This window comes from Capnocytophaga sp. oral taxon 332 str. F0381 (genome assembly GCF_000318275.2).
In the GTDB taxonomy this organism is placed as follows: domain Bacteria; phylum Bacteroidota; class Bacteroidia; order Flavobacteriales; family Flavobacteriaceae; genus Capnocytophaga; species Capnocytophaga bilenii.
The window spans coordinates 26,718-43,926 of the sequence record NZ_KB291317.1; the positions used below are offsets into that span (position 1 = coordinate 26,718).

The 17,209-nt window shown below is 39.3% G+C and carries 16 protein-coding genes and 2 tRNA genes; 14 read left to right on the forward strand and 4 right to left on the reverse strand.

From position 1 onward, the window contains the following. Window positions 1-27: 27 nt before the first annotated feature. Both HMPREF9075_RS07145 and HMPREF9075_RS07150 read right to left on the reverse strand, forming a co-directional pair. Window positions 28-2,289, reverse strand: coding sequence for a TonB-dependent receptor (locus tag HMPREF9075_RS07145; RefSeq protein WP_009415841.1), 2,262 nt, complete (start codon window positions 2,287-2,289; stop codon window positions 28-30). A gap of 194 nt (window positions 2,290-2,483) precedes the next feature. Then, on the reverse strand, window positions 2,484-2,921 hold the full coding sequence (locus tag HMPREF9075_RS07150; RefSeq protein ID WP_009415842.1) for a hypothetical protein: 438 nt from the start codon (window positions 2,919-2,921) through the stop codon (window positions 2,484-2,486). A 124-nt stretch (window positions 2,922-3,045) separates the two neighbouring features. On the opposite strand from HMPREF9075_RS07150, the gene nth reads away from it, so the two are divergent. The 9 genes from nth (at window position 3,046) to HMPREF9075_RS07195 (ending at window position 10,776) form a co-directional block, all read left to right on the forward strand. Then, entirely contained in the window at window positions 3,046-3,678 is a 633-nt protein-coding gene (nth, locus tag HMPREF9075_RS07155; RefSeq protein WP_009415843.1) for an endonuclease III, read from the forward strand. Beyond that, a complete protein-coding gene (gene bioA / locus HMPREF9075_RS07160; RefSeq protein ID WP_009415844.1) occupies window positions 3,675-4,946 on the forward strand; it encodes an adenosylmethionine--8-amino-7-oxononanoate transaminase in 1,272 nt (423 codons plus the stop codon). Before nth ends, bioA begins: the two co-directional genes overlap by 4 nt. Window positions 4,947-4,968: 22 nt before the next feature. Further along, complete coding sequence (locus HMPREF9075_RS07165) at window positions 4,969-6,669, forward strand: murein L,D-transpeptidase (RefSeq protein ID WP_009415845.1); 1,701 nt, start codon at window positions 4,969-4,971, stop codon at window positions 6,667-6,669. A gap of 100 nt (window positions 6,670-6,769) precedes the next feature. Next, a complete protein-coding gene (locus HMPREF9075_RS07170; protein ID WP_009415846.1) occupies window positions 6,770-7,288 on the forward strand; it encodes a hypothetical protein in 519 nt (172 codons plus the stop codon). An 8-nt stretch (window positions 7,289-7,296) separates the two neighbouring features. Further along, the gene (dapA, locus tag HMPREF9075_RS07175) at window positions 7,297-8,166 is read left to right on the forward strand and encodes a 4-hydroxy-tetrahydrodipicolinate synthase (protein ID WP_009415847.1); all 870 of its coding nucleotides are present in this window, start codon (window positions 7,297-7,299) and stop codon (window positions 8,164-8,166) included. Window positions 8,167-8,206: 40 nt separating this feature from the next. Further along, window positions 8,207-8,980 (forward strand): 5'-nucleotidase C-terminal domain-containing protein, encoded by a 774-nt coding sequence (locus tag HMPREF9075_RS07180; protein WP_009415848.1) that lies wholly within the window; start codon window positions 8,207-8,209, stop codon window positions 8,978-8,980. 7 nt (window positions 8,981-8,987) lie between these two features. After that, window positions 8,988-9,905 carry a bifunctional UDP-sugar hydrolase/5'-nucleotidase gene (locus tag HMPREF9075_RS07185; RefSeq protein ID WP_009415849.1) on the forward strand — a complete coding sequence of 306 codons (918 nt, stop codon included), beginning with the start codon at window positions 8,988-8,990 and terminating at the stop codon, window positions 9,903-9,905. Between the two features lie 92 nt (window positions 9,906-9,997). Then, a tRNA-Leu gene (locus tag HMPREF9075_RS07190) sits at window positions 9,998-10,077 on the forward strand. A 57-nt stretch (window positions 10,078-10,134) separates the two neighbouring features. After that, on the forward strand, window positions 10,135-10,776 hold the full coding sequence (locus HMPREF9075_RS07195; protein ID WP_009415850.1) for an O-methyltransferase: 642 nt from the start codon (window positions 10,135-10,137) through the stop codon (window positions 10,774-10,776). A 2-nt stretch (window positions 10,777-10,778) separates the two neighbouring features. Here the strand turns inward: HMPREF9075_RS07195 and HMPREF9075_RS07200 are convergent, their stop codons facing one another. After that, entirely contained in the window at window positions 10,779-11,984 is a 1,206-nt protein-coding gene (locus tag HMPREF9075_RS07200; RefSeq protein WP_009415851.1) for a hypothetical protein, read from the reverse strand. A 184-nt stretch (window positions 11,985-12,168) separates the two neighbouring features. Between HMPREF9075_RS07200 and HMPREF9075_RS07205 the strand changes: the two genes are divergently transcribed. From HMPREF9075_RS07205 to HMPREF9075_RS07225, 5 genes are all read left to right on the forward strand, one after another. After that, window positions 12,169-13,914: a thiamine pyrophosphate-dependent enzyme gene (locus tag HMPREF9075_RS07205; RefSeq protein WP_009415852.1), complete on the forward strand. Its 1,746-nt coding sequence runs from the start codon at window positions 12,169-12,171 to the stop codon at window positions 13,912-13,914. 37 nt (window positions 13,915-13,951) lie between these two features. After that, window positions 13,952-14,233: a hypothetical protein gene (locus tag HMPREF9075_RS07210; protein WP_009415853.1), complete on the forward strand. Its 282-nt coding sequence runs from the start codon at window positions 13,952-13,954 to the stop codon at window positions 14,231-14,233. Between the two features lie 50 nt (window positions 14,234-14,283). Further along, window positions 14,284-15,054 (forward strand): enoyl-CoA hydratase/isomerase family protein, encoded by a 771-nt coding sequence (locus tag HMPREF9075_RS07215; RefSeq protein ID WP_009415854.1) that lies wholly within the window; start codon window positions 14,284-14,286, stop codon window positions 15,052-15,054. Next, a complete protein-coding gene (gene alr / locus HMPREF9075_RS07220; protein WP_009415855.1) occupies window positions 15,051-16,157 on the forward strand; it encodes an alanine racemase in 1,107 nt (368 codons plus the stop codon). The genes HMPREF9075_RS07215 and alr overlap by 4 nt, the downstream gene beginning before the upstream one ends. A gap of 73 nt (window positions 16,158-16,230) precedes the next feature. Next, a tRNA-Met gene (locus tag HMPREF9075_RS07225) sits at window positions 16,231-16,303 on the forward strand. A 184-nt stretch (window positions 16,304-16,487) separates the two neighbouring features. On the opposite strand, the gene HMPREF9075_RS07230 is transcribed toward HMPREF9075_RS07225, so the two are convergent. Next, window positions 16,488-17,123 (reverse strand): hypothetical protein, encoded by a 636-nt coding sequence (locus HMPREF9075_RS07230; protein WP_009415856.1) that lies wholly within the window; start codon window positions 17,121-17,123, stop codon window positions 16,488-16,490. Window positions 17,124-17,209: the final 86 nt, after the last annotated feature.

Here is a 17,209-nt window from a genome sequence, read left to right on the forward strand (position 1 = left end):
TATATTGTTGTTATAGTTCTATTTCTTTTATTTATCTGCTATTAGTTTGAAACGTAGTCCAGCGTAATACATAGCCCCAAAAGCAGGCGCGTACTGCATTGTACTATCAAAGTAAGCACCAAAAGGAGCATTAGCAGCTACTATACCATTTTTCTGTTTGTAATTAGTGAGGTTTTCACCGCCTACATATACTTCAAAGCGTTTAGAAAACACTTTTGTAACTTGTGCATTGAGTGTAGCAAAAGCAGGCGCATACGCTTCCATTTGGTAGGGCAGAGGGTTAGCACTTGTATCAGGAAGGCGTTGTTCGCCTAACCAGTTGAAGGTAACATCAAATTTCCATTGAGAGTGGTTATTTTCGTGGTTATCTTCCGTTTCGTATGCTACATTGGCAAACCAACGTTGTTTTGGGGTAAGTGTTTTTTCCATCAGCCCTTTGGTGAAAGTAGTTTCTACATCGTAATATTTATAAGCCGCTTTCACGTCTAAACCTTTGGCAGGACTGATACTGAAGTCAGCTTGTAGTGAATTGGCAAAACTTTTACCATTTAGGTTATAGAAAAGCACCTGTTGTGCCGAGTGATCTACATCGGCAACTACCTGATTGCTAAAGTCAGTACGATAAAAATCTACAGATACTTCTGCGTTTTTGCCCAATACCTTAAAGGTTTGCAAGAAGCTCGCTCCGTAGTTCCACGCTATTTCGGGGTTGAAGCCGTACAACTTACCACCATCACCCCTTAGTATAAATTGGCGATTAGAAGCCAAGAACTGCTGATTTTCGGCAATCACATTGGCAGCGCGTTTTCCTCTACCTGCCGAAAGCCTAAAAGTAGCATTTTTCCAAGGGTTATAGCGCAAGTGCAAGCGCGGTGTAATAAAATAGCCCAAGTGGTTGTGACTATCGGCACGCAAGCCAGCCACTACGCTGAAGTTGCTTTGATTGTCATAAGTATATTCAAAGAAAGCCCCCATTTGTCTATCTACACGCGAAAAATCGTTATAAGCATAAGGCAGTGCTAATTCTTCGTCATAATCGTCATAACTTCCGTTTAAGCCTGTAGCAAATTTGTGCTTTGCATTTCCTATGATAGAGTTATAAATAAAGTTACCATACCAACTTTTTTGGTGAATATCGTATTGGTTTAATCCAAAATACGAGTTTTGTTTGTGCGACAAAAACGAATTTTGGAAACCGAAACTCTTATAAGGCATTTCGGGGAACACATAGCCTATTTTGTTGGTAGCACCCCATCGTTCCGAATTTACCTCGCTACCCCACGCATTGCGAGTAAGTTTATCCGTAAGCCTATCAAAACGCATTTCACCCGCTTGGCGGTCGTCTTTCATATAGTTTAGGTTCAAAAAGCCTACCCAACCTTTTTCGTGATTGGTATACTGCCAGCGATTTAACAAGTTGATTTGGTTCCCTAATGGACTATCAATAAAGCCATCGTTGTTGTGGTCAGATTTTTCTTGACGCACATTGCCGTGAGCCAAGAGCGTTGTTGCCCACTTGTCCGACAGGCGTTTATTGGTATGAGCGTTGATTTCATATCTTTTATCGCCCGAAGCATACAAGTTTAAAAAGAAAGGCAAGGTATTCATCGGTTTTTCTATCTCGTAGTTTATTTGCCCCGATATACTTTCATACCCATTGATTACGCTACCCGCACCCTTTGTAATTTGAATACTCTCTATCCACGTACCTGGTACGAACGACAAGCCATAAGCCTGCGAAGCCCCTCGCATTGCAGGAATGTTCTCTTCTGCCATTAGTATATACGGACTTGTAAGTCCCAACATTTTTATTTGTTTGTTACCCGTAACGGCATCAGAGAAGTTCACATCTATTGATGGATTGGTAGAAAAGCTTTCCGACAAGTTGCAGCACGCCGCTTTTAGCAGTTCCCCGCTGCTCATTGTTTGTATGTTAGCCACCTGAAATTGAGATTTCATCACTTTAGCACGTTTTTGGGTTACGACTACTTCGTCTAAATCGGCTTCAGGAGCTAATTGTATGTGTAATGGAGCTTGTCCTGTTACTTTTATTTTTTTAATTTGGTAGCCTACGTATTTTACTACCAAAGTATGTGAATCGGGGGTATTTTTAAGGGTAAAGTTACCTTCTTCATCGGTAGAAACACCAATTTCGGTATTTTCCCAATATACCTCAGCACCTATTAGCGGTTGGTGAGCTTCATCTACAACCATTCCTTTGCTAAATGTTTGAGCAAAGAGTGATAAGGGCAACAATAGCCCTATGATAAATATATATGATTTGTACATTTTTATTTTCTTTAAGTGTTTTATTTTTTTACTTCTTTTGATACAGCGTCATCTCGCCCCTTCTTTAAGCGAACCTTCAGCGAAGGTTGAGCGAAGGATGAGTGAAGGAAAGTCGGCGAGCTGGCGCAGCCGAGTATGTGACGAAGGTCAGCCTATGCTAGCGCAGCCCTCCTACACCTTATCGCAATAAAATATCAAGCATAAAACACCCGCTGACAGTAAAGCGCATATAGCGGAAGACCTCCTGAACCGTAGTAAATAGGTGTAACAGACTCTTTTGCTGCTGCAGGAACAATGTCAGCGTTTAATAAAACAAATGATTCACCCGATAGCACAAATATAGGAAGATGCAAGCTAAACAGCTTTACAACATCAACGCTATCAGAAGTTGAAGAAGTTACAGAAGATTTTTTGCAACAACCCTCATCGTCATTGCTCATATCATCTTCAGCCTCTTCATCATCACCACAACAACTATCCATATCGGTACAACCCTCTTCTATGTCAGTTTCACCGTATTGTAGAGATACCGAAGTAAGTTTGTTATGGCAGTAATGAAAAGATATTGCCCATCCTGAGTTTGAGAACAAGATGAGTAGTGAAAGAATAATATGTATAAAAATCTTTTTCATTATGATTATCAGGACACAAAAATAATACCATAAATAGTGTTATTTTGCTTTTTAACAAAAAATTAACGTTCGTTGCCTACTATATCATTATTTTTTATTACCTTTGCGGCGTAATTTCTTAGAAGTGAAAAAAGCAGAGAAAATAAAGTTTATCATCAATACCCTTGAGGAACTTTACCCTCAGATAGAAATCCCACTGCATCACAAAGATCCTTACACTTTGCTGATTGCGGTATTGCTATCGGCACAAACTACCGATGCACGCGTAAATACCATTACCCCAATACTTTTTGCCAAAGCCGATAATCCTTATGATATGGTACTGCTATCGGTAGATGAAATACGTGAGATTATCAAGCCATTGGGCTTATCGCCGATGAAATCAAAAGGCATACACGGCTTATCACAAATACTTATTGACAAACATAACGGCGAAGTGCCACAAACATTTGAAGAGCTTGAAGCGCTACCTGCTGTAGGGCACAAAACTGCCAGCGTAGTACTATCACAAGCCTTTGGCATTCCTACTTTTCCTGTAGATACCCATATACACCGCCTGATGCATCGCTGGGGGCTCTCCGATGGCTCTTCCGTTACTCAAACCGAAAAAGATGCCAAGCGTCTTTTCCCCAAAAACAAATGGAATAAACTCCACATACAAATTATATTATATGGGCGAGAGTATAGCCCTGCAAGAGGCTGGAACTTAGAAAAAGATATTATAACCAATACCATTATACAATCAAAGAAAAAATGAATTTACAACAACGCGATGCCCAACACCTATGGCATCCTTACACCCAACACCAAACTGCCGCTAAACCTCTGGCTATTGTAAAAGGCAAAGATGCGCTTCTTTGGGACGAAAACGGCAACGAATATATTGATGCTATCGCCAGCTGGTGGGTAAACCCCTACGGGCATAGCAACCAACAATTGGCACAAGCTGCCTACAAACAGCTCACTCATTTAGAGCACGTACTCTTTGGCGGATTTACACACGAACCTGCTGTACTTCTTGCCGAAAAACTTATCAGTATTCTGCCTGATAATCAGCAAAAAGTATTCTTTTCCGACAATGGCTCTACCGCTGTAGAAATTGCTATTAAAATGGCATTGCAATACTTTTTTAACAAAGGCGAAAAACGATTTACGGTAGTAGCTTTTGAGAATGCTTTTCACGGAGATACTTTTGCAGCAATGGCAGCCTCAGGTATTTCATTTTTTACAGAAGCCTTCAAAAATCACTTGCTGAAGGTAGTGCGTATTCCACTGCCCGAAAAAGGAAGCGATGCAGCTGCCCAAAAACTACAACAAGTGATTGATGAGCATCAGCCTGCCGCTTTTATTTTTGAGGCTTTGGTGCAAGGTGCTTCGGGTATGCAAATCTATGAGCCAGCAGCTCTTGATAAGTTGATACAAATAGCAAAAGCCAATAATGTTATTACCATTGCCGATGAAGTAATGACAGGCTTCGGGCGCACAGGGCGTACCTTTGCCTCCGATTATTTAGAGCACAAACCTGATATTATTTGTCTCTCCAAAGCACTCACTGGTGGCACCATACCCCTTGCGGTTACTACAGCTACCCAAAAAATATTTGATGGGTTTTATAGTGAAGATGTAAATAAAGCCCTTTTTCACGGACATACTTTCACTGCAAACCCAACGGGTTGTGCTATAGCTCTTGAGGCGATAAAAATACTGCAATCAGAGGAGATGCAAGCAAACTTAAAGCGTGTAGCACAACGCCATCACGAGTTTTTGCAACGCATTGCCCAATACCCACAAGTGCTCAATCCACGCACCTTGGGAGTAATTTTAGCTTTTGAACTCAAAACAGCCGAAAATACCGATTATTACGGTTCTTTTCGCGATAAACTCTATAATTTTTTCATCTCTAAAGGCGTTATTTTGCGCCCTGTAGGCAACAGCATCTATATATTGCCGCCTTACATCATTACGGATGCTCAACTTAGCAAAGTATATGAGGTGATAGAAGAAGCTATTCATAAATTTTCGTAATTCGTAACTTAAAACAACAACAATGATAAACACGATTATTAAATACTTACTGCTCATAGGTGTATTGTTTGTGGTGCAAAGCTGTAAAAATGACCCTTCATCACACCCCAATTCGTCTTTGCGAGAAACAGGCGAAGAAGTGTATAAAGAAGCGCTAACTATTGCTGTAGATACTACTGCAGCTGCATTTGCACAGCTGGTAGTGTTAGATAATAATTACAAAAAAGGCGTGCAGTCACACACGCTTAGTTATTACATACAAAACGGAATGAAAACGCGCTGGTTGTACCAAGATATGCCTTCGCGTCTTTTTGCTGAATACCTTGCCGTATTGGATAGCATAGATAGCGATGGGCTTAATCCTGAAACCTATAGGCGTACAGCACTTAAAAATACAGTGGATAGTCTCTATGCCCATCAGGTGCCCGATGAGGTAAAGGCAGAATGCGATAAAGAAATTACAGCATCTTTTTTCTTGCTATTAGAACACCTCACCAAAGGGCGTTTTGCTAAGAAGTTTTACGGAGAGCATTCGTGGTTTAAACCTAAAAACACACTAAACCCTTCGGACTTATTGTTGCAGATAGACGATAAAGAACCTTTGAGCGGCCTGATAACGAGTTTATTACCCACCTCTAAACAATACCAACAGATGCGGGTAAAATACGCAGCACTTAAAAAGCTCACTGCCGACTCACTTTCGGTGCTAACGATTGACAATCCTAAAAACTTTGCGGTGGGCTATACAGCCACTGTAGTAACACAGCTGCGCAATATACTGAAACAAAAAGGCTTTGATAGTTCTATTACAGATACTCCTGAAATCGTAGATAGTACCCTAATAGCTGCGGTACAACGTTTTCAACAAAGTAAAGGGCTTACCCCCGATGGCGTTTTGGGTAAGCAAACTCTCTATTTTATCAATATGAACCCCACCAAAGAGCGCGACTTGCTACAGCTAAATATGGAACGTATGCGCGTGTTTAACAACAATTTGGGCGATAATTACGCTATAGTGAATATCCCTGATTTTAAACTTGCTCTTTACCAAAAAGATTCAGTACTTTTTGAAACTAAAGTAGTGGTAGGAAAATCAGCTACTTCTACACCTATTTTTACCGATACGATACAATACGTAGAATTTCGCCCTACGTGGTCGGTACCGCAAAGTATTATCAAAAAAGAGATGATACCCCAAATAGTATCACAAGCCAACCCAGAAAAGTATAAAAATAGAGGCTATACGATGTACGAAAACGGTAAAAAAATAGACCCTACTCAGGTGGATTGGAACGACCCTTCAGTGCGCAAACGCCGTTTCTTTTTTGTAGAAGCACCATCGGCGAATAATTCATTGGGATTGGTGAAATTTATTCTTACCAATAATATGAGCATCTACTTGCACGATACTCCTTCTAAATACTTTTTTGACAGAGAAGTACGCGCCCTTAGTCACGGTTGTGTACGGGTGCAAAATCCATCACAGCTTGCTTATCAGCTACTTAAGAATGAAGATGCTGAGAACCCTTGGACAGAAGAGCGTGTAAATGAAGCAATGCACGGCAAGCGCAACCAATATCGCGTTCCTCTAAAAACAAAATTTAAAATCAATATTATTTACAATACCTCTTGGATAGACGAACAAGGGCAACAAATCATCAAAAACGACATTTACAACATAGATGACGAGCAACTGAAGGAAATAAAACAGTTTGATTCTTAACTAATATCTGCAATAATTCAAAAAATCATTATTCAAAAATAGAAAATATTTTGTATATTTGTCGCCTGAAACTTAAGAGATATAGAAAATTATACAAACTGTGGAATTTATAAAGAATTATTACATAAAGAATAAAATTCGCAAGAACTTTAAACTTTTGGCTAAATATAACAACAAGCTGAATAGCGAACTTGTGAAAGTGGGCTGTATTATTGATATGGATGTGGTGAAAGATATAAAACCACTGCTAAGCCTTATAAAATATTACAATATTCGTCCTGAAAATCAAATTATATTGGGTTATAAACGTACTTCGGAAGAAACACACAACGATGGCACCCCTATTTTGATTGATAAAGAAATCAATTGGCAGGGAAAGGTACGCAATTATCACGCCGATAGGCTCGCAGAACAGGAATTTGACCTGCTTATTAACTATTTTAGTGAGCCTAAACTGCCTTTATTACTGCTTTCATCGTCTATAAAAGCTAAATTGCGTATTGGTTTTCAAGGAATAGACCTGCAATACAACGATATTGTGATAGGCTGTTCGCCTGCGCAGGGAGAGTTGTTTGCTTCGGAAGTAAAAAAAGTTTTGAGTACAATCATTCGTAAATAAAATAAATTATGGAACTTAAAGGAACAGGGGTAGCACTGATTACCCCCTTTACAGCTGATAACCAAGTGGACGTACCTGCCTTGGAAAGGATTGTAGAGTACGTAATTGCTGGTGGAGTGGAATTTATTGTTGCTTTGGGTACTACCAGCGAAGCACCCACCCTCACCAAAGAGGAGAAACAATTGGTATGTAATACTATTGTGAGGGTTAATAACAAACGCGTACCCTTGGTAATAGGGATAGGCGGTAACAACACCCAAAATGTGATAGACGAGATAAAACATACTCAATTAGATGACTTTGTAGCAATTTTATCGGTAACGCCTTATTACAACAAGCCTTCACAAGCTGGTATGTATGCCCATTTTGCAGCCATAGCACAGGCAAGTCCGTTACCTATTATACTTTACAATGTACCAGGCAGAACGGGGGTATCAATGACAGCAGAAACAATTGTGTCTTTGGCTACTAATTTTAGTAATATTACCGCTGTGAAAGAGGCTTCGGGCAACTTGGTATTTGATATGCAATTGTTAAAACAGCTGCCTGCAGGCTTTACATTCCTATCGGGTGATGACGGCACTACCTTGCCTTCGGTGTATATGGGGGGTAAAGGCGCTATTTCGGTAATAGGCATTGCCTATCCTGCTGAATTTTCGCAAATGGTGCGTTTGGGATTGGAAGGCAAAGTAGCTGAAGCCAACCAATTGCACTACGGTCTGTTACCCAAAATAGGGTTGGCGTTTAAAGAAGGGAATCCTATAGGCATCAAGGCTATATTAGCAGCCAAAGGGCTTTGTGAGCCTTATGTGAGATTGCCTTTGGTAGAGGCTTCGGCAGAACTGAAAAAAGAGGTAGCTGCCAATGTGCAGTTTTAAAATGAAAATACCGATAGACTAAAATTAAGAACAACAATTTATGAAAAAATTAAAACTATTCCTTTGCTTTATTGTCTTAATAGTACTGTGTGCTTGTGCAACTTCTATGAGCCAAGTGCTGACACTCATTAAGGCAAAAAATATACCTATAGACGAGAATAGCCCTCAAGAGGCTACAATTGAGAATTTTATAGCACCCTATAGGCAGCACGTGGATAACGAAATGAATAAAGTATTGGCGCAAAATGCTCAGGATTTGGTAAAAGACCGCAATAATCCGCCACTAAATATACCTATTAGCAATTTTTTTGCTGATGCAATATATGAAACTATTGCCCCTTATTACAAAAAGCGCACAGGGCAAACGATAGATTTTGTACTGCTTAACTTTGGAGGTATTCGTTCCGATTTGCCTAAAGGCGATATTACAATGGGGTCGGCATATAACCTGATGCCCTTTGAAAATGAAATGGTAGTGCTCACAATGAGCGGCGAGAAGGTACAAGAACTTGCCGACTACCTTATAAAACACCGCTTGCCGCACCCGCTATCCAAGCAAGTGCAATTGCAAATTACCCACGATGGCAAGATAACCCACTTCACCATACACGGCAAGCCCTTTAATCCTAAAGCAACTTACCTTGTAGCTACTTCCGATTATTTAATGTATGGCGGCGATGCGATGTACTTCTTCAGTAATCCGCTAAAAACAGATATGTTGGACTATAAAGTACGCAATGTACTCATAGACTATTTTACTAAAATAGATACCCTACACGCTAAACAGGATAACCGCTTTGAATATAAACCTTAATTTTACGATGAAAAGAAGAACTTTTATAAAAAATATAGGAGCTACCTCGTTGTTATTAGGGGCAGGTGCTTGGAGTACGCTCTCAATGAAAGCTAACTCAACCCTAAAACAGATTACTATACTGCATACCAATGACACCCATAGCCATATAGACCCACTGCCAGCTAACGACCCTTTGCGTCCTAATAAAGGAGGAGCTGCACGCCGCGCTGCGCTTATTAACCAAATACGTACCGAGAATCCAAATACACTGCTCTTTGATGCAGGCGATATTTTTCAAGGTACTCCTTACTTTAACTTCTACGGGGGTGAATTAGAGTTTAAAATAATGTCGATGCTCAAATATGATGCAGCTACCTTTGGTAATCACGATTTTGATAATGGGGTAGAAGGGTTGGTAGCCCAGCTTCCTCACGCCACCTTTGAGTTTATCAACGCCAACTACGATGTGAGCAATACAGCCCTTGCAGGACACGTAAAACCCTATAAAATATACAATGTAGCAGGGATAAAAATAGGAGTGTATGGCTTAGGGGTGGAGCTGGAAGGTTTGGTAAATAAACGACAATACGGAGAAACGGTATACCTCAACCCTATAGAAATAGCCCAAGATATGGAACACAAGCTTCACAACGAAGAACAATGTGATTTAATAATTTGCTTGTCGCACCTTGGCTATGACTACCTCGATAACCCTCTTAAAGTATCAGACCTGAAAGTTGCTGCCCAAACTTCACATACCGACCTTATCATTGGAGGGCATACACATACCTTTTTAGATAAACCAACCTTAGTAACCAACAAGAGCGGTAAGACTACTTTGGTGAACCAAGTGGGCTGCTATGGCATCAATTTAGGTCGTATAGACTTCTTTTTTGAAGATATAAGTAATACAAAGACGCAATCGGTTAGTATTGAAGTATAAGTAGTTATAAAAAATATTGAAAAAAAGTTGTTGTTTTTTTTGCATATTCAAAAAACTTGTGTACCTTTGCACCCGAATTGAAAAAGCAACTTGCCTGAGTGGCGGAATTGGTAGACGCGCACGACTCAAACTCGTGTTCTTCGGAGTGAGGGTTCGATTCCCTCCTCAGGTACTATAAAAGCTGTCCTTTTTAGGGCAGCTTTTTTTATTGTATATAAAATAATTTATAATGCACTTTTTATCAGAAGATTTAGAAAACTACGCCACTACCCATACCACTGATGAGCCTGCACTATTACAAGAGCTCACACGCCGCACTCACTTAAACGTATTGCAGCCACGTATGCTTAGTGGGCATTTGCAAGGGCGATTTCTAAGTCTCCTTTCCAAGATGCTACGCCCTACAACTATCTTAGAAATTGGTACTTATACAGGTTATGCTACCCTATGCCTTGCAGAAGGACTATCTCCTGAAGGTAAGTTGCATACTATTGACATAAAAGAAGAGCTTACCGACCTGCAACGTGAGTTTTTTGACCGTAGCGGTTATGGACACCAAATTGTACAACATCTTGGTAAGGCTGCCGATATTATCCCCACCCTTAATACCTCTTTTGACCTTGTATTTATAGATGCAGATAAACAAAATTACGCCCTCTATTTTGATTTAGTTATCTCCCGAATGAATAAGGGTGGTATTATCCTTTCTGATAATGTTCTCTGGAGCGGCAAAGTAGTGGAAGAAGTAAAGCCTAACGACAAGCACACCCTTGCACTAATGGCATATAACCAAAAACTAAAAAACGACCCCCGTGTAGAGACCGTTTTACTACCCATACGCGATGGAATTACTGTTTCCAGAGTGATTTAGAGCTACTTGAGAATATACACTCCGTCTTCAATCTTCAATAAGCTGTAATTTACGTTGTTATTCTGATAAATATAAAAATTGCTAAAATTCTCTACCGACTCGTCCTTGTTCCAATAAAATGTAGTAGGTTCTACCTTCATCTGCTCCTCATCGCTATACCACCACGAACTCTTTAGCTGAAAAGTAGCTATATCCAGATATATATAATCGTCATAACTTAGATAACGAGGGCGGATAAGGCGTCGCTTCAGTGTACTTCTTTCGTTGGTAGCCCGCTCTTTAAATCGGAGGAATAGTTCTTCCTCAGATCTTTTGCCTTTTTCAGCTATAAAATCTTCATAACCATAGTTAGAGGGTGTATTCATATAAAAATAGTACCATTCTTTTTCCCTAAAGAAAACCACTTTAGCATTACAATCGCTGCGATTTAGCTTATGACCAGCATCAGCCTCATCGCTATGTATGGGGGTTAGCATAAAATAATCAGCTGTTTTTTGTACTTCTTTGAAATACATTTTGCGAGTATCATCATTCCAATCTTCAGAATCATATACAGGAATTATAGGCTGAGCATATTCATCACCATCTACCGCCCACGAAAAATAGCAATCTTGATAAACATCCACCCAATACTCCCCTAAAAATACAGGAGGTTCGAACGATTGTGAGCCCGTTATACTTACATTAAGACTATCAATAAATCTTCCGTCTTGGTCATAACGCATAAAAGTAGAACCCGAGCTTCTGTAATAAATAAGTTGGTTTGCTTTGTTGTAAAAAAGTGCATCGTTAAGGTTTAAATAACGAGTAACAAGTTTTAAAGTCATACCTTTTTTATGGTAAAATGATTTTGCTTTTGCAGTAACCAAATCCATATCTTCATAACTTTTGTACTCCTCAGGCAAGGTATAATTGGCATACCATTCCACAATGCGGTATTTGTATTGAGAAAAAACGTTATATAAAATAATTAAGAAGACTATCCCCAACAGACATCCTAATAATATCCTTGCCCAACGGTAGAAAAAACTATAGTAGATAGAAAAAATAACTACCACCAAAAAGCTGGCAAACAGAGCCATAGCAAAAAGAATAATTCCACCAAAATCACCATCGGTAATAAGATAGATAAAAGAAGGTACTAATAGTACCACAATGATAGATACTGCTATTTTTATCCCGTTTTTTACGGGTATTTTCTTAGCCATAATTTTTGTATTTTTTTATTATGCTGCAAATATACGAAAATAATATTCAATAAGTAATATATAACTATTTGTTTCTCTTACTACTCCAAAAAAATTAACAAAACATTAGCATTTTAAAAATGAAGAAAATCGTACTTTTGCCTCTGAAATATTTAAAATAAAAATTTAGTAAAATAAAAAAAATATGAGCAAAAATGTATCCGACCAATTGGTTGAAATGTTAGTACAAGCAGGCGTAAAACGCGTATACGCCATTACAGGCGACAGCCTAAACCCCGTAAATGATGCCATTCGCCGCGATGGACGTTTAGAATGGATACACGTACGACACGAAGAATCGGCGGCTTATGCTGCCTCTATGGATGCCGAACTCAATGGTATCGGCTGCTGTATGGGTAGTTCAGGACCTGGACACGTACACCTTATCAATGGGCTTTACGATGCCAACCGCTCTGGCAACCCTGTGATTGCCATAGCCAGCACCTGCGCCACTCACAAGTTCGGCACTCACTGGTTTCAAGAAACCAACCCTTTCTTGCTATTCCAAGACTGCAGCAAATACGTGTACGTAGCCAATACCCCTAAGCAGTTCACTACAATGATGCAACGCACTATTCAAACCGCTATCAACGAAAAAGGCGTAGCGGTATTAGGACTCCCAGGTGATGTGGCAGGTGCCGAACTTGAAGAAGTGCCTACTGCTACCCAAACCTTCTTGGCTAAACCCGTAGTACGCCCTTCAGACGAAGAGCTCGACAAACTTGCGGCGGTGCTTAACGATAGCAAAAATAAGAAAATTGCCCTTTACTGCGGACACGGTTGTCAGCACGCTGTCAAAGAAGTAGAACAGCTTGCCGAAACCCTTAAAGCTCCTATCGTAGCCTCTTTCCGTGGCAAAATATTCTTCGACCGCGCCGATAGCCCTTATATTGCAGGTATGAACGGCTTGCTTGGGCACCGCTCTGGTTATGACGTTTGTGCCAAAGCCGATGTCCTTATTATGTTGGGCACCGACTTCCCTTATGCTGAGTTCCTGCCTAAGAAAAGTACTATTATCCAAATAGACGAACGCCCCGAGATTATCGGTCGCCGTGCCAAAGTAGATTACGGCTTTGCAGGCGATATAAAAGACGCTATTACAGCTTTGTTGCCTAAGCTAAGCACACGCACCGATGATAGCTTCCTAAAAGACATTCACAAAGAGTATTTAGAACTCGAAAAATCATTGGAAGACTACACCAAAAAGAAGACCGAAGAAAACCAAATAGACCCCGAATATGCCGCTAAATTATTAGATAAATATGCCGCTCAAGACGCTATCTTCACCGTTGATACAGGTATGAATGTAGTATGGGCAGCACGCTTTATAAAAGGAACAGGCAAACGCTACCTCACCGGCTCATTCAATCACGGTTCTATGGCAAACGCCCTCCCAATGGCTATAGGTGCAGCAGCCTCAGCTAAAGGCAGACAAGTAGTAGCAATGTGCGGAGATGGTGGTCTCTCTATGCTTTTAGGCGATTTAGCAACCCTAATGCAGTACCAATACCCCGTAAAAATATTCGTCTTCAACAACCGTTCGCTTGCAATGGTGAAACTCGAAATGGAAGTATCAGGCTACCTCGATTGGCAAACCAATATGGTAAACCCACCTTTTGATAAGCTCGCCGACCTGATGAACATCAAAGGCTATGAAGTACGCAAAACCGAAGACCTTGAAGCTACTGTAAAAGCCGCTTTTGAGCACGATGGACCTACCTTGGTGAACATCTACACCAATCGCGACACCTTAGCAATGCCACCACACATTACCTTTGAGCAAATGAAAGGCTTTGCTACCAATATCATCAAAAAGATAGGTCAAGGTGATTTTTCAGAAGCTAAAGACAGCATCTCTAATAGTATGAAACACATCAAAGATGTATTTTAGTAAAACACCAAAATAGCAGTACACACTTGTACAACGTATGCACTTTGGCAAAGGTTATGGGAATCGTTCCACAGCCTTTGCCAAAGTTTTTTTTACCAGTCACATCAGCCTTATAACTACCGAACCTTCAGCGAAGGTTGAGCGAAGGTTGAGCGAAGGAAAGTCGGCGAGCTGGCGCAGCCGAGTATGTGAAGCCCGTGCGGCTCGCACCGAAGGAAAGTCGGTGAGCTGGCGCAGCCAAGTATGTGAAGCCCGTGCAGCTCACACCAATAGCAAGAGCCTGCCCATAACTTTTTTATCAAACAAAATTAATTATTAATCATTGATATTTAAACATTATTTACTACTTTTGCCCTCAAAATAAAGCTTATGAATATCAACAATCATTTAGGCTCTCTATACACCAAAATAGATAACCAATTAGCAACTATTACCTTTGGGCATCCTAATGCAAACTCTTTTCCTTCAGAGCTCTTAAAACGTTTAGCTAAAGAAATAGATACACTTTCCCAAAACGAAGTAGTAAGTATCATCTTGTTGCAGAGCGAAGGCGAAAGAGCCTTTTGTGCAGGAGCCTCCTTCGATGAGCTTTTAGCTATTACCAATGAAGCTGAAGGTACCTCTTTTTTTGAAGGTTTTGCCCATCTTTTTTTAGCTATGCGCCGTTGTAAAAAACTTATTATTGGGCGAGTGCAAGGGAAGGCTGTAGGGGGAGGTGTAGGCTTAGTGGCAGCCTTAGATTACGTATTTGCTACCGAAAGTGCGAGTATTAAGCTATCAGAACTTTCATTAGGGATAGGTCCCTTTGTAATAGCTCCTGTAATTTTGCGAAAAGCAGGGCAGGCAGCTCTTAACGAGCTATTTATGGCACCCAATCAATGGAAAAATGCCTATTGGGCACAGCAAAAAGGATTGTTTGCCCGTGTATTTGAGAATGTAAAAGATATGGATAAAGAGATTGATGATTTTATAGCAACTTTATTGAAATCAAATCCTTTGGCACTATCAGAAATGAAGCGCATTACTTGGCAACACACAGACCATTGGGAAAAAGAATTATTAGACAATGCAGCTATTTCCGGTAAATTAGTGCTATCTGAACAAACACGATTAATGTTAGAAAAATTGAAGAATAAATGAAAACTGAAGAAACTGTATTAGAAATTGACCTTAACGCTTTAGAGAGAAACGTACAGTATTTGAAAAGTAAGCTAAAACCCACTACTTGGTTTTTGGCAGTAGTAAAAGCCTCATCATACGGCAATGAAGCTACCCAAATAGCTGCGTATATAGAGAAAAAAAAGTTGGCTAACTATTTTGCAGTAGCCTATACTTCCGAAGGTATTGCACTACGCAAATGCGGTATCAGCTTGCCTATCATAGTACTACACCCACAAAGTGTTAATTTTGACGATATTATAAAATACCAATTAGAACCTACCCTTTATTCACTTAGGACTACACATTTGTTTTTAGAATATGCTCAAAAGCACCAATTAACTCACTATCCTGTGCATCTTAAATGCAATACAGGGCTTAACCGCTTAGGCTTTGATTTCAATCAAATAGATGAAGTACTTAGTTTGTTAAAAAACAACACTACTGTAAAGGTAAAAACAGCTTATTCGCATTTGGCAGCCTCAGAAGATATGAATGAGCGAGAGTTTACCCAAAACCAAATACAGTGTTTTATCGCTTTTCAAGAAAAGATAAACCAAACTTTTGCACATAAAGTGATTTACCACCAATGCAATACTTCAGGGATACTCAATTATCCTGAGGCACAGTTTGATATGGTGCGCAGTGGTATAGGAATGTATGGTTTTGCAAATGATGCAGCATTGCAACCTAATTTAACCCCTATTATGGCTTTGAAGAGTGTTATTTCGCAAATTCATACACTGCAAGTAGGTGATAGTTTAGGATATAACCGTGGTTATATAGCCGATCATATTACCAAAACAGCAACTATACCTGTAGGACACGCCGATGGAATTAACCGAATTTACGGCAAAGGAAAAGGTTTTGTATTTATACACGGAAAAAAAGCCCCTATACTGGGAAATGTATGTATGGATATGATTTTGGTAGACGTCACCCACATAAATTGTGAGGAAGGAGATGAGGTAATAGTATTTGACAAGGAGCATACAGCAGAGACTTTAGCAGAATCAGCAGGGACAATATCATACGAATTGATAACTTCTATGGCGCACAGAATCAAGCGTTTATATATAGAATGATAAAAAATATCAAAAAAAGTTGCAAAAAAGCTTGTCATATAAAAAAAAGTTTGTACTTTTGCACCCAGAAAATCGCGGGATAGAGCAGTAGGTAGCTCGTCGGGCTCATAACCCGAAGGTCACTGGTTCGAGTCCAGTTCCCGCTACAAAATTTAGATAGCTAAAAAAGAGTGGTTTATATACATAAATCACTCTTTTTTTATGTCTGAATTTAGTAAGAAATTGAAAAACGAATACGATAGAGCAAGAAAAGCTGTTTTAAATGCTAATAAAACACCCCTAATAGGCTTGTGCTTATCAGGGGTTCTTTTATATATGATAGTTATTTTATTATTGACGAGTAAGGTTGTATTTGTACTTATACCTTAAAGATACATCATATTTTAGCTGTAGTATTATATTTTTTTCAGCGTATTCAGCTTGTTTTTCTAAACTAAGAGAAGGTAAATTAGGATATTCTTTGTTTAATTTTTCAAGTTCTTTTTTATATTCACTATTATTTCCAATAGCATCACTATCTACTAAGAGAAAGAAAAAATCAGTATTTTCAGCTAATAAATTATTGTTGTTTTCAAAATAATAAGTAGCTAAGTCTTGCTTTTTATCTTCATTAGTTATTTTATTTCCATTTATAGTGTATGTTATATCTTGGAAAGTATATACTCCATTCTTATCTGTTATTTTTAGTTTTTTCTCACCCTCTATGTTGCTAAAAACAACTTTAACTGAGTAGACTTCGTAATTAGTCTCAGGACTTCCTAAGATTATACCATACATTTGTTTGAAAATTTCATCTACTTTAGCCTGTTTTTCAGGCTTTTCAGCAATAACCTTTATAGTTCCTACCCAAGTGCCTAAAAATTTGTCATTACCTCCTTTTTCGCTGTTAGGAGTTTCTTTGTCTGATTTTGAACAAGCAGCAAACGATATGGCTGCAATAACGAGTAATAAAATTCTCTTCATCATAATATTATATGTTTAGTTACTAATTGATTGCGCAAAAATATGAATTTTATTGATAAAATCCAAAATAAATTTCAGATACTATTTTC